General features: G+C 62.7%; 12 protein-coding genes and 1 pseudogene. 8 read left to right on the forward strand and 5 right to left on the reverse strand.

Going from position 1 to position 13,230, the window contains the following annotated elements:
• The 5 genes and pseudogenes from EN984_RS05730 to EN984_RS05745 form a co-directional block, all read right to left on the reverse strand.
• Window positions 1-640 (reverse strand): annotated as a pseudogene (locus tag EN984_RS05730) (glutamine--fructose-6-phosphate aminotransferase); the annotation flags it as partial.
• A gap of 177 nt (window positions 641-817) precedes the next feature.
• Window positions 818-2,176 carry a bifunctional UDP-N-acetylglucosamine diphosphorylase/glucosamine-1-phosphate N-acetyltransferase GlmU gene (gene glmU / locus EN984_RS05735; RefSeq protein WP_127268353.1) on the reverse strand — a complete coding sequence of 453 codons (1,359 nt, stop codon included), beginning with the start codon at window positions 2,174-2,176 and terminating at the stop codon, window positions 818-820.
• 149 nt (window positions 2,177-2,325) lie between these two features.
• Window positions 2,326-2,493 carry a hypothetical protein gene (locus EN984_RS38600; RefSeq protein ID WP_236382807.1) on the reverse strand — a complete coding sequence of 56 codons (168 nt, stop codon included), beginning with the start codon at window positions 2,491-2,493 and terminating at the stop codon, window positions 2,326-2,328.
• A complete protein-coding gene (locus tag EN984_RS38605) occupies window positions 2,486-2,761 on the reverse strand; it encodes a hypothetical protein (protein WP_236382805.1) in 276 nt (91 codons plus the stop codon). The genes EN984_RS38600 and EN984_RS38605 overlap by 8 nt, the downstream gene beginning before the upstream one ends.
• A 79-nt stretch (window positions 2,762-2,840) precedes the next feature.
• The gene (locus EN984_RS05745) at window positions 2,841-3,587 is read right to left on the reverse strand and encodes a cytochrome c biogenesis CcdA family protein (protein ID WP_127268355.1); all 747 of its coding nucleotides are present in this window, start codon (window positions 3,585-3,587) and stop codon (window positions 2,841-2,843) included.
• 173 nt (window positions 3,588-3,760) lie between these two features.
• On the opposite strand from EN984_RS05745, the gene EN984_RS05750 reads away from it, so the two are divergent.
• The 8 genes from EN984_RS05750 to rpmG all read left to right on the forward strand — a co-directional run bounded on the left by EN984_RS05750 (window position 3,761) and on the right by rpmG (window position 12,898).
• Window positions 3,761-4,138, forward strand: coding sequence for a hypothetical protein (locus tag EN984_RS05750; RefSeq protein WP_127268352.1), 378 nt, complete (start codon window positions 3,761-3,763; stop codon window positions 4,136-4,138).
• Between the two features lie 368 nt (window positions 4,139-4,506).
• Window positions 4,507-7,143, forward strand: coding sequence for a type I DNA topoisomerase (topA, locus tag EN984_RS05755; protein WP_127273649.1), 2,637 nt, complete (start codon window positions 4,507-4,509; stop codon window positions 7,141-7,143).
• Window positions 7,144-7,149: 6 nt separating this feature from the next.
• Complete coding sequence (rnr, locus tag EN984_RS05760; protein ID WP_127272297.1) at window positions 7,150-9,468, forward strand: ribonuclease R; 2,319 nt, start codon at window positions 7,150-7,152, stop codon at window positions 9,466-9,468.
• A gap of 11 nt (window positions 9,469-9,479) precedes the next feature.
• Window positions 9,480-9,914 (forward strand): DUF983 domain-containing protein, encoded by a 435-nt coding sequence (locus EN984_RS05765; protein ID WP_174800363.1) that lies wholly within the window; start codon window positions 9,480-9,482, stop codon window positions 9,912-9,914.
• A gap of 86 nt (window positions 9,915-10,000) precedes the next feature.
• On the forward strand, window positions 10,001-10,741 hold the full coding sequence (locus EN984_RS05770; RefSeq protein ID WP_127271326.1) for an NUDIX domain-containing protein: 741 nt from the start codon (window positions 10,001-10,003) through the stop codon (window positions 10,739-10,741).
• Window positions 10,742-10,829: 88 nt separating this feature from the next.
• Window positions 10,830-12,008, forward strand: coding sequence for an MFS transporter (locus EN984_RS05775; protein WP_023810543.1), 1,179 nt, complete (start codon window positions 10,830-10,832; stop codon window positions 12,006-12,008).
• A 110-nt stretch (window positions 12,009-12,118) separates the two neighbouring features.
• Entirely contained in the window at window positions 12,119-12,577 is a 459-nt protein-coding gene (locus EN984_RS05780; protein WP_127271458.1) for a hypothetical protein, read from the forward strand.
• Window positions 12,578-12,730: 153 nt separating this feature from the next.
• Window positions 12,731-12,898, forward strand: a complete 168-nt coding sequence (gene rpmG, locus EN984_RS05785) for a 50S ribosomal protein L33 (protein ID WP_006201775.1) — start codon at window positions 12,731-12,733, stop codon at window positions 12,896-12,898.
• Window positions 12,899-13,230: the final 332 nt, after the last annotated feature.

Below are 13,230 nucleotides of genomic sequence, written 5' to 3' on the forward strand. Positions count from 1 at the left end.
CCACCGCCCAGTCGCCATCTTCGAGATAGGTGATCGAATTGGTGAACGGTGCGAGCGCGATGGCGTCGGAGCCCAAAAACATCTCGCCATCGCCATGGCCGACAGCCAAAGGCGGACCATTGCGCGCGCCGACGATCAGGTCCTCGTCGCCCTTGAACATGATTGCCAGCGCAAAGGCGCCTTCCAGCCGCTTCAGCGCCTGGTGCGCGGCCTCGACCGGCTTCAGGCCTTTGGCGAGTTCGCGCGCCACCAGATGGGCGACGACCTCGGTGTCGGTCTGCGAGGAGAAAGAATAGCCATCGCGGATCAGTTCTTCGCGCAATTCGGCGAAATTCTCGATGATGCCGTTATGGACGATGGCGACACCGTCGGAAAAATGCGGATGCGCATTGGTCTCGTTGGGCACGCCGTGTGTCGCCCAGCGTGTGTGACCGATGCCGATCGTACCGTCGAGCGGCTCGTCCTTGAGCCGGCGCTCGAGGTTGATCAGCTTGCCTTCGGCGCGGCGGCGAGCAAGCTGGCCGTGCTCGATGGTGGCGACGCCGGCCGAGTCATAGCCGCGATATTCCAACCGCTTCAGCGCGTCGACGATGAGCGGCGCAACCTGCGAGTGGCCGACGATTCCAACGATACCGCACATGCAGACAGCCCCCGAGTCCCCGTGGAAAACCAGCGCTATTTAGGGATGGCCGGCCTGCCGCGAAAGTCACATTGCATTTCGTCCCGTGTAACGGAACGCTCATTCTTGTCGATGCACCATGACAGACCGCTCTTGCAATCCGGTTACTGCAATCGTTCGGTTTTTTGCGGGCTGGTCTTACTTTTTCTTCGCAGCCGCGGCCGAAGCAAAGCGTTCGCGCAATTCCTTGCCCTTGCCCGGGATCGTCTTCTGGCGAGCACGGCCGAAGGCCAGCGCATCGTCGGGCACGCTTTCGGTGATCACGCTGCCCGAGGCAATGTAGCCGCCCTTGCCGATGGTGACAGGTGCCACCAGCGACGAATTAGAGCCAATGAACGCGCCCTCGCCGATGTCCGTGAAGAATTTCGAATAGCCGTCATAATTGCAGGTGATGGTGCCGGCGCCGATATTGGCTCCCGCGCCGACGCGGGCATCGCCGATATAGGTCAAATGGTTGACCTTGGCGCCCTCTTCGATAACCGCCTGCTTGACCTCGCAGAAATTGCCGACCTTGGCCTTGTCCCGGAGATCAGCACCCGGCCGCAGTCGCGCGTATGGCCCGACATCGCAATTGGACGCAATGGTGGCGCCTTCGATGTGGCTGAACGCATGTATCTTGGCGCCCGTCGCAATCTTCACACCCGGACCGAACCAGACATTGGGCTCGACGATCGTGTCAGTGCCGATCTCGGTGTCGTGCGAGAAATACACGGTCTCCGGCGCGATCAGCGTCACGCCCGACAGCATCGCTTCATGCCGCCGGCGCGCCTGCCATATGCCCTCGGCTTGCGCAAGTTCGGCGCGGTTGTTGATACCGAGTGCGCTTTCGAAGCTGGCTTCGGTGGCGACGACATCGAGGCCTCGCGCACTGGCGATCTCGACAATGTCGGTGAGATAATATTCGCCTTTGGCATTCTTATTGCCAACCTGATCGAGCAGCGTCAGCACGTGGGCGCCGGCCACCGCCATCATGCCGGCATTGCAGAAGCCGATCTTTCTTTCCTCCTCGGAACAGTCCTTCTCCTCGCGGATGGCCACCAATTTGCCGTCCTTCTCGATCAGCCTGCCATAGCCGGTCGGGCTGGGCGGGCGGAAGCCGATCACGACGACGGCGGCGCCCTCGGCCAACTTCAGCCGCGCCACGGTCAGCGCATCGGCGTCGATCAGCGGCGTGTCGCCAAACATCACCAGGACGTCGTCATAACCCTTTGATATCGCATCGCGTGCGGCCAGCACGGCGTGCGCGGTGCCAAGGCGCTTCTCCTGCACGAAAGTCTCGGCCTTCGGCGCGAACTTTGCCGCAGCCTTGCGCATCTCGTCGGCGCCATGGCCGATCACCAGCGCCTGGCTGCCGGCGCCGGCGGCTTCGGCTGCCTTCACCACATGGGCGACCATCGGCAGGCCGGCGATCTGGTGCAGCACCTTCGGCAGCACGCTCTTCATGCGCGTGCCTTCGCCGGCGGCGAGAATGACGGACAGGCAGGATCTCTGGCTCATGGAAGGGACAACCATATGAAAAGGGTTGGGAATCAAAGCATGCTAGCAGTGGCGCCTTGCTTCACCAATGCGGTTAAATTTCGGTGAGATGGCGGAGCAGCTGACTCTTAATCAGCGGGTCTTAAAACGGAATTCGGCAGTCAGCACACCTACAACAGGCCGTGTTTCCTGAATTCCGCCTGCTCGTCACCTGATATCCAGCCAAACACCTTCAGCTTGCCGTCGCGCTTTTCGACGAGATAGTTGACCGCAAAGTCGATGGTCACGGGACTCCCATCCTTGCGTTCATAGTCACCGGCCCAGTTTACCTCAGCCACGCAATGGTCCTGGTCGACAGGTGTCACAGAGACCTCCTTGCAGGTCATCCTCTTGCTGCCGAGGGCACGATAGGCCAAAACCCTTTGTCATGATGGCCTTCAACTGCTCGCCATTCTCGCCAACCATGACCGCTGCCGGCGTCACCGAGACAAAACCGGCCGAATACATGTCCGCGACGTCGTTGAGATCGACGGTGTCGGCGATCGCGTCATTGTAGATTTTCTCATAGACCTTGAAGAATTTTCGCACATCCGCCTTGGCTACCATTCTCGCCTCCCGGCTCGAAAAAGTGTTGATCAACGGTACTGCAAATGCGGGCTGCCGTGCATCGTTCCGCCGACGCGACCTACCCCAGCCGCCCCAGCACCGGGAAATTTTCCAGCAGCCAGTAAGACACCGTCTGCACGCCGCCGGTGAGGAAAAACACGCCGGCGACCACCAGCAGCGCGCCGATCGCTTTTTCGACGCGGCCGAGATGGACGCGGAATTTGCCAAGGAAGCGCATGAAGGCGCCGGAAAACAGGGCGGCGATCAGGAACGGGATACCCAGCCCGAGCGAATAGGCGGCGAGCAGCAGCGCGCCCTCGCCCACCGTCTCGCGGCCGCCGGCCAGCGTCAGGATCGGACCGAGCACCGGACCGATGCAGGGCGTCCAGCCGAAGGCGAAGGCCAACCCCATGACATAGGCGGCGACGGCGCTTGCCGGCTTGCCCTGCGACTGGAAGCGCGCCTCGCGTGAAAGCAGCGGAATGCGCAGGATACCGAGGAAATTCAGGCCCATGAGGATGATCAGCACACCGGCGCCCATCGCCAGCGGCTCCTGCCAGATACGCAGCAGCCGGCCGATGGTCGAGGCCCCGGCGCCAAGCGCGACAAAGACGGTCGAGAAGCCGAGCACGAAGGCGATCGAGGAATAAAGCAGCGCGCCGCGCGCGCCTTCCCTCGCCGTAGTTCCCGCATTGCCACGGAAATCGTCGACCGACACGCCGGCCATATAGCAGAGATAGGGCGGCACCAGCGGCAGCACGCAAGGCGACAGGAACGAGATGGCTCCCGCCCCGACCGCGCTGACATAGCCGATGTCCAATGCCATTTCCAGGAACTCCACTGTCGTGCCGCTGATATAGCGACGCGCAGCCTTGTCCACCAATCACCATTGTGTTGGCAAGATCATGCTTGCCGGGGAAGAAACGGCAGCCCCTGGGCGTTGACACAGCGAGGCCGCGATTTCCCGCGCGTCTCCAGATACCAGTCAGGGAGATTTCCATGAAAACCATAACCGCAGGACTGGCAGCGCTTCTGCTCAGCACCGCCGCATCCTTCGCCGCCGACGCGTGGAAGGAAGCCGAGGTCAATGGCACCAAGATCTACACCGACGCCAATGGCATGACGCTCTACACCTATGACAAGGACGAGAAGGGCAAGAGCAATTGCTACGACAAATGCGCCACCAACTGGCCGCCGCTGAAAGCCGAAGCCGGCGCCAAGGCGGACGACGAATGGACCGTTGTCGACCGCACCGACGGCACCAAGATGTGGGCCTATGACGGCAAGCCGGTCTACACCTTCATCAAGGACGAGAAGCCCGGCGATGTGACCGGCGACGGCGTCGGCGAAGTCTGGCATATCGTCAAGGCCGACTAAGATACTCAATACATTCACGCCTGATGGCGGAACAAGGCTGGTCGCCAGGCATCGCTCTATGCAGCCGGCGGCCAGCGTCGATCAATTTGCCACTGGCGTCGCCCCGATGCCACTGCTCCAGCAGCTTTCCGCGACTCGGCGAAAATGAAAACCAGTCGTTTCCGCTGACTTGAGACCACCATCTCCCTTTCCCAAATTCTGTGATTTTCTCCATACACTCTAAGAGTGTATTGCCGCGGGCCGGCCCGCAATTTGGGCGCTTCCCCTTGACCGGATGCAAAAGCGCGGCCATGTGAGCGACAAATAGAACGAGATTTCGTCGCGCGCAGCGGAATTCTTCTGCCGCACCACAGCTGATATGAGACCTCATGGACGTCGTCGTCGTCGAATCGCCGGCCAAGGCGAAGACAATCAACAAATATCTCGGCAAGAACTACAAGGTTCTGGCCTCGTTCGGCCATATCAGGGATTTGCCGGCCAAGGACGGCTCGGTGCGTCCGGATGAGGATTTCGCCATGTCCTGGGCGGTCGACACCGCCTCGGGCAAGCGACTCGCCGACATCGCCAAGGCGGTCAAGGATGCCGATGGCCTGATCCTCGCCACCGACCCGGATCGCGAAGGTGAAGCCATCTCCTGGCATGTGCTGGAGGTGCTGAAGCAGAAGCGCGCGCTGAAGGACAAGCCGGTCAGCCGCGTCGTCTTCAACGCCATCACCAAATCGTCGGTGCTGGAGGCGATGGCCAATCCGCGCCAGATCGATGCGCCGCTGGTCGATGCCTATCTCGCCCGCCGGGCGCTGGATTATCTCGTCGGCTTCACGCTGTCGCCGGTGCTGTGGCGCAAGCTGCCGGGCGCCCGCTCGGCCGGCCGCGTCCAGTCGGTTGCGCTGCGTCTCGTCTGCGACCGCGAATCCGAAATAGAGCGCTTCCTCCGCGAGGAATACTGGCAGATCGCTGCACTGCTGGGCACGCCGCGCAACGAGAATTTCGAAGCGCGGCTGACTGCCTTCGATCGCAAGAAGCTGCAAAAGCTCGACATTTCCAACAAGGCGCAGGCCGACGACATCAAGTCGATGCTCGAAGGCGCGACCTTCAAGGCGGTGTCGGTCGAAGCCAAGCCGACCAAGCGCAATCCCGGCCCGCCCTTCACCACTTCGACGCTGCAGCAGGCCGCCTCATCGGGCCTGGGCTTCTCGGCCAGCCGCACCATGCAGGTGGCGCAACGGCTCTATGAAGGCATGGAGATCGGCGGCGAGACCACAGGTCTCATCACCTATATGCGAACCGACGGCGTGCAGATGGCACCCGAGGCGATCGACGCCGCACGCGACGCCATTGCCAAGGAATTCGGCGCAAAATACCTGCCGGAAAAGCCGCGCCAGTATACCGCCAAGGCCAAGAACGCCCAGGAAGCGCACGAAGCGATCCGCCCGACGGATTTCATGCGCACCCCGGCATCGGTCAGGCAATATCTCGATTCCGACCAGATGCGACTCTATGAGCTGATCTGGAAGCGCGCCATCGCCAGCCAGATGCAGCCAGCCGAGATCGAGCGCACCACCGCCGAGATCGAAGCGGTCAACGGATCGCGCACCGCAGAGCTGCGTGCCATCGGTTCGGTCGTTCGGTTCGACGGTTTCATCGCCGCCTACACCGACCAGAAGGACGACGATGCGGAAGACGAGGAAAATCGCCGCCTGCCCGAGATCCGCGCCGGCGAGCAGCTAGCGCGCCAGGCGATCAACGCGACCCAGCACACCACCGAGCCGCCGCCGCGCTATTCCGAAGCCTCGCTGATCAAGAAGCTGGAAGAACTCGGCATCGGCCGGCCCTCCACGTACACGGCGATCCTGAAGACGCTCGAGGACCGTGACTACGTCACCATCGACAAGCGCCGGCTGGTGCCGCAGGCCAAGGGCCGGCTGCTGTCGGCCTTTCTTGAAAGCTTCTTCAAGCGTTATGTCGAATACGACTTCACCGCGTCCCTCGAGGAAAAGCTCGACGAGATTTCCGACGGCAAGCTCGCCTGGAAGGACGTGCTGCGCGATTTCTGGAAGGATTTTTCCGGCGCCGTCGCCGACATCAAGGAACTGCGCGTCACCGACGTGCTCGACGCGCTCAATGAGGAACTGGCGCCGCTGGTGTTCCCGACGCGGGAGGACGGCTCCAATCCGCGCATCTGCCCGAAATGCGGCACCGGCAATCTGTCGCTGAAGCTCGGCAAGTTCGGCGCCTTTGTCGGCTGCTCGAACTATCCGGAATGCTCCTTCACCCGCCAGCTCGGCGATGCCGCCAATCCCAATGGCGAAAATGGCGGCGGCGAGGACGGCACCAAGGTCATCGGCAAGGACCCCTACACGTCAGAGGAAATCACGCTGCGCAGCGGTCGCTTCGGCCCCTATCTGCAGCGTGGCGACGGCAAGGAGGCCAAGCGTTCCAGCCTGCCCAAGGGCTGGACGGCCGAGTCGATCGACCACGAAAAGGCGCTGGCGCTGCTGTCGCTGCCGCGCGATGTCGGCCAGCATCCGGAAACCGCCAAGATGATCTCAGCCGGGCTCGGCCGCTACGGCCCGTTCGTGCTGCATGACGGCACCTATGCCAATCTCGAAAGCATCGAGGACGTGTTCTCGATCGGCCTCAACCGCGCCGTATCGGTGATCGCCGAGAAGCAGCTGAAGGGCAAGGGCGGCCGCAATGGCGGTACTGCCGCAGCGCTGAAGGAGCTTGGCGACCATCCCGATGGCGGCGGCAAGATCGTCGTGCGCGACGGCAAATACGGGCCTTACGTGAATTTCGGCAAGGTCAATGCTACGCTGCCCAAGGGCAAGGATCCGCAGTCGGTGACGATCGAGGATGCGCTGGCATTGATTGCCGAGAAAGAGGCCAAGGGCGGCGGCGGCAAGAAGCCGTTCCGAAAGGCAGCCGCGGCCAAGGCCCCGGCGACCAAGAAAGTGGCAGCCAAGAAGCCGGCTGCGAAGAAGCCGGCCGCGAAGAAAAAAGGATAGGACAGCGTGGCGCGCAAGATCACCGGCAGAACCCACGGCGATCCGCGCACCGCCGACACCAGAGCCAAGGTCAAGGACGACTACCGGCCCTCGCGTGACGAAATCCTGCGCTACATCGCCGAAAATCCCGATCGCGCCGGCAAACGCGACATCGCCAAGGCGTTCGCACTGCGCGGCGACGACCGCATCTGGCTGAAGGATATTTTGCGCGACTTGCAGGACGAAGGCGTCCTCACCAAGGAGCGCAAGGGGCTGGCTCGCGTCGGTGCCCTGCCCCATGTCACGGTCCTCGATATTTTCGACCGCGATGCCGATGGCGTGCTCTTGGCCCGTCCTACCGAACACACGGCCAATGGGCCGCCGCCCATCGTCTCCATCCGCCTGTCGCGCAGTGGCAGTGGACCGGCGCCCGGCATTGGCGACCGCGTGCTGGCCAAGACCTTTCCGGCCGACGACACGAACGTCGCCCTGGGCGGCCCCGCCTACACCGGGCGGGTGGTGAAGATTTTCGAAAAACGTACCGATGCCGTGCTCGGTGTCTTTCGCATCTTGCAGGACGGCACCTTCCGCATCGAGCCGGTGGAACGGCGCCAGCCCGAACTGATCGTCGACAAGGAATTCCAGAACGGCGCCAAGAACGGTGACCTGGTGGAGGTCGAGCCGGCGCGGGCTTCCCGCTATGGGCTGCCGAGGGCCAAGGTGCTCAACGTGCTGGGCTCTCTGACCAGCGAAAAGGCGGTCTCGATGATCGCCATCCACGCGCACGACATTCCGCATATCTTCCCGGCCGACGTCATCGCAGAATCCGAAGCGGTCAAGCCGGCGACGCTGGATCACCGCGAGGATTGGCGCGACCTGCCGCTGATCACCATCGATCCGGCCGACGCCAAGGACCATGACGACGCCGTCTTCGCCACGCCGGATCTCGACGAGAAGAACCCCGGCGGCGTGGTTGCCACTGTCGCAATCGCCGACGTCGCCGCCTATGTGCGCTACGGCACGGCGCTCGACCGCGAAGCATTGAAGCGCGGCAATTCGGTCTATTTCCCGGATCGCGTCGTGCCGATGCTGCCCGAGCGCATCTCCAACGATCTCTGCTCGCTGCGGGAGGGCCAGGACCGTCCGGCGCTCGCCGTGCGCATGGTTTTTTCAGCCGAGGGCCGCAAGCTCAGGCACTCCTTCCATCGCGTCATGATGAAGTCGGCGGCAAAGCTCGCCTACCAACAGGCTCAGGCGGCAATCGACGGCGCGCCGGACGACAAGACAGGTCCGATCCTCAAAACCGTGCTGAAGCCACTGTGGGACGCCTATGCGATCCTCAAGCGCGGCCGCGACGGCCGCCAGCCGCTCGAACTCGACCTGCCGGAGCGCAAGATCGTGCTCAAGGCGGACGGCACCGTCGATCGCGTCATCGTGCCGGACCGGCTCGATGCCCATAAGCTCATCGAAGAATTCATGATCCAGGCCAATGTCGCGGCGGCCGAAACGCTCGAGGCGAAGAAACAGGAACTGGTCTATCGCGTCCATGACGCGCCATCACTGGCCAAACAGGAATCGCTGCGCGAGTTCCTGCAGACATTGGGCCTGTCACTTGCGCGCGGCGCGCAGATGCAGCCAAGCCAGTTCAACGGCATTTTGGAGCGCGTGCGCGGCGCCGACAATGAAGGCCTGGTCAACGAAGTGGTTCTGCGCTCGCAGAGCCAAGCCGAATACTCGCCAAAGAACATCGGCCATTTCGGTCTCAACCTCCGCCGCTACGCCCATTTCACCTCGCCGATCCGCCGCTATGCCGATTTAATCGTGCATCGCGGACTTATTGCCGCACTCGGATTGGGTCCCGGCGGGCTGACGCAGGACGAAGCGGTACGGCTCGAAGATGTCGCGGTGCTGATCTCCGGCACGGAACGCCGCGCAATGGCGGCCGAGCGGGACACGGTCGACCGTCTGATCGCCGCCTACCTTGCCGAACGCGTCGACGACCGGTTCGATGCCCGCATCTCCGGCGTCACCAAGTCAGGACTATTTGTCCAATTGCCGCAGTACGGCGCGGATGGTTTCATCCCGGTGTCAACATTGAACGGCGATTACTATATATACGACGAAACGGCCCGCTCCCTGTTCGGAGAACGCTCGGGCAAAGGCTACCAACTCGCGGACCGCGTCGAGGTCCGTCTCCTCGAGGTGGCGCCGATGGCCGGGGCGATGCGCTTCGAGATGTTGACCGACCCAAAGCCTCTGCCGGGCTCCAAGCGGTCGTTTCACAAGGCCAAGGGCCGCGCCCGCGCGTCGCAATCGCGACCGGGTTCGCGCGGCAGGAGACGATGATGACAACAGCCATGGAAGAACAGGTTTTCGGCGGAGAACATCACTCGGGCCGGACCGCGCGCCCGCTGTGGACGGCGATGAAGCGCGGCCTGCTCGGCCGCTGCCCGCATTGCGGCGAAGGCAAGCTGTTTCGCGCTTTCACCAAGACCGTCGACACATGCAGTGTCTGCGGCGAGGAATTGCATCACCACCGGGCCGACGACCTGCCCGCCTATCTGGTCATCGTCATCGTCGGCCATGTCGTGCTGGGCGCCTTCATGGGCGTTGAGGCCACGTCGACGCTGTCCACATGGCAGCACATCGCCATCTGGGTTCCGCTGACCATCCTTTTGTCGGTTGCGTTGCTGCAGCCGATCAAGGGTGCCGTCATCGGACTGCAATGGGCCTTCTATATGCACGGCTTCGGCGGCGAGCACGACGTGATCGAGCCGCATCCCGGAGCCTAGGCCGCAGCCAAGAATGCTGCCTGGCGCAACATACCGACCGTGAAAGGCCACTTTCGCTTGCCAGAAGTTTCCGCTAGGTCCTGCGCATGGACGGTATGACCAAGGCGGAAGTCGACAGGATCGAGCGGAGCATGATCGCTCATAGCGACCGGCCAATTCGCCCGCGCGACGCGGCAACCCTCATCCTGCTCGACCGCAAGGACGATGACGTGCTGGTTCTGATGGGTCGCCGTCATGCCGGCCACGCCTTCATGCCGGGCAAGTTCGTCTTTCCCGGCGGCCGCACCGATCCGGCCGACAGCCGCATACCGGTCGTCGCCGCATTGCACCCGGAGCAGGAAGCCAGGCTGATCGCCGGACCGGGCCGCACAAGCGCCGCACGAGCCCGCGCCATCGCCCTGTCCGCCATCCGCGAAACCTATGAGGAAGCCGGGCTGCTGATCGGCCGCAAGGGTGCTTTCGCAACCCCCAGGCCCGATTGGCAAGGCTTTGCCGAACACGGCGTGCAACCCTCTCTCGACATGCTGCGCTTCGTTGCGCGCGCCATCACGCCGCCCAACCGGGTGCGCCGCTTCGACACCCGCTTTTTCAGCGCCTGGCGTGACGACGTCGCCGTCGAACTGCCCGGTGGCAGTCCCACCAACGAGCTCGAAGAACTGGTCTGGCTGCCGCTCGCCAAGGCCAGGGAAGCCGACATACCCGACATCACCCGAATGATCCTGGACGAGCTGGAAAAGCGCCTCGCCCATGATCCACTGTTGCGTCCAGGCGGACCCGTGCCCTTCTACCGGCTTGTCCGCAGACGCTTCACCCGCGAACTTCTCTAGAGCAATTCCAGGAAAAGTGTGACGCGGTTTTCCCGGAAAAGCGCTCAGCACTTTCCTTAGATCAAACAGGCAGAGTATTCAGCATCCCATGACGGTCGATACCCAACCACAGGGCGACGAACGCGTACACTGGCTGCCGATGGTGGCGGCGATCTCGTCGATCAGCGTCGTCGGCATCGCCATCGGCCTCGGCATGCCGCTGCTCAGCGTCATCCTTGAAACGCGCGGCCATTCGGCTTCGATGATCGGCCTCAACACCGCCGTTGCCGGCCTCGCCTCGATCGCCGGTGCGCCGCTGGCTACTCCGCTCGCCATGCGGTTCGGCGTTGCCTGGACCATGATCGCCATGATCGCCGCCGGCGCGCTGGCCTTTGTCGGCTTTCATTTCGCACCCGATTTCTGGATGTGGTTTCCACTGCGCATCGTGCTGCACATCGCGCTGACGGTGCTGTTCATCCTGTCCGAATTCTGGATCAGCACCTCGGCGCCGCCGCACCGACGCGGCCTTGTGCTGGGCATTTACGCCACTGTCCTGTCGCTCGGCTTTGCCGCCGGACCGTGGCTGTTCGCCCATCTCGGCAGTTCCGGCTTCAGGCCGTTCGGCGTCATCATCGCCTTGGTGACGCTGGCGGCGATACCCGTGCTGGCAGCACGCAACGAGAGCCCCTCGATCGCCTCGGATGGCGAAACCAGCAATTTCCTGCGCTACATCTGGCTGGTGCCGTCGGCGACCGCAGCCGTGCTGGTGTTCGGCGCGGTGGAAACCGGCGGCTTTGCGCTCTTCCCGATCTATGGCAGCCGCATCGGCTATTCCGAGGCCGATGCGGCCCTTCTGCTGACCATGATCGGCCTCGGCAATGTGTTGTTGCAGATCCCGATCGGCATGATCAGCGATCGCGTCAGCGATCGCCGCTACCTGCTGATTGCCTGCGCCACGGTCGGTCTTATCGGCACCGTCTTCATGCCCTTCTTCGCCCAGAATTGGCATTTGATGGCCGCGCTTCTGTTCGTCTGGGGCGGCGTCGTCGCTGCCATGTACACGATCGGCCTTGCCCATCTCGGCTCGCAGCTTTCCGGCCATGAACTGGCGTCGGCCAACGCCGCCTTCGTGCTGTGCTACGGTGTCGGCATGGTGCTCGGCCCGCAGGCGATCGGCATCGGCATGGATGCGTTCGGCCCGTCCGGCTTCGGCTGGTCGCTCGGCCTGTTCTTCGCCGCCTATATCGCTTTGGTCGCCGTCAGGTTGGTTCGCAAGATCCTGCTGTAGCGCAACTGCCGCCAGCCCTGCATTTGGCGCGCACGGTGGCAGGCTGCTGACAGAACCGTGTCAGGAGCACAGGGCTAAAAGAGTGTCCCAAAACACTTGAGGACACTTCCATGATCGACAGCGGCTTTGAAACCACATCGCTACGAATGACACTGCTTCTGCTCGTGACCTTCCAGGCTCCGGCCGCCGACGTCGACCGCATCATGGATGCTGTGGTGGCGATTGCGCCGCTGGCCATGGGCAAATATGACCGCAATGCCTATCAGTCGGCGCACGGCATCGAACGCTACAGGCCGCTTGACGGTGCGGCCGCCGGTGCCGAAACCGAATTGCGGCGGCGGCCCGGCACGGTCGAGGTTTCCTTCGAACTGCCGGACGATCAGGTGCTGGCCGCCCGCGTCGTCGAGGCGATTTTCCAGGCCCATTCCTACCAGGAACCGGTGATCCGCATTCAACCGATTCTCGCCAGCCGTTCCAAGGGACTGGACGACCGCGCCAATCCGAATCGCTGGTGGAACACGACCGGAGACTGGAAGAAGGTTGCGTCACCGGCGACAGAAACCGCATGATTTCCGTTCACCAGCAGGCTCAGGCGGGTCGCACCAGGCTTGCCGGGCTTGACTTTCCGGGCGCGTTCTTTATGTGTCGCGCCAAGTTTCCCGCGTCCGGGTGTTTCCCCGTGCTCCAGCGGCCAAAACCCCACGAACAAACGGACTGATATCATGGCCAAAGCCGCAAACATCAAGATCAAGCTTCTGTCGACCGCCGACACCGGTTTCTTCTACGTGACCAGCAAGAACAGCCGCACCAAGACCGACAAGCTGTCGTTCCGCAAGTACGACCCGGTCGCCAAGAAGCACGTCGAATTCAAGGAAACCAAGATCAAGTAATCTGAGTTTCCCGCTGCAATGCCGAAACGCCGCCCAATGGGCGGCGTTTTTCGTTTGTAACCAGTTGATTTCGTTGCACGTGAGCAGAGACTGCAGCCAAAAGGATTGACCCTTCGCCAAGGTTGCGGCACCCTTCGCCGTGGGTTGGGTGTCATGAACAAGGCGCCTATGGATGTCGAAGAAGGTGAAAGCTGCAATCATTGCAGCCCTTGTCGCTCTGGTTGCTGGCTTCGCCGTCAGCAACGGGCTGATAAGCCAGCAGACGGCCGATGAGATCAAGGCCAGGACTGACCAGGTTCTGAGTGAGGAAGAGGCCGCACCGCCTGCACCTC

It is taken from the genome of Mesorhizobium sp. M7A.F.Ca.CA.004.12.1.1, assembly GCF_003997835.1.
Taxonomy (GTDB): Bacteria; Pseudomonadota; Alphaproteobacteria; order Rhizobiales; family Rhizobiaceae; genus Mesorhizobium.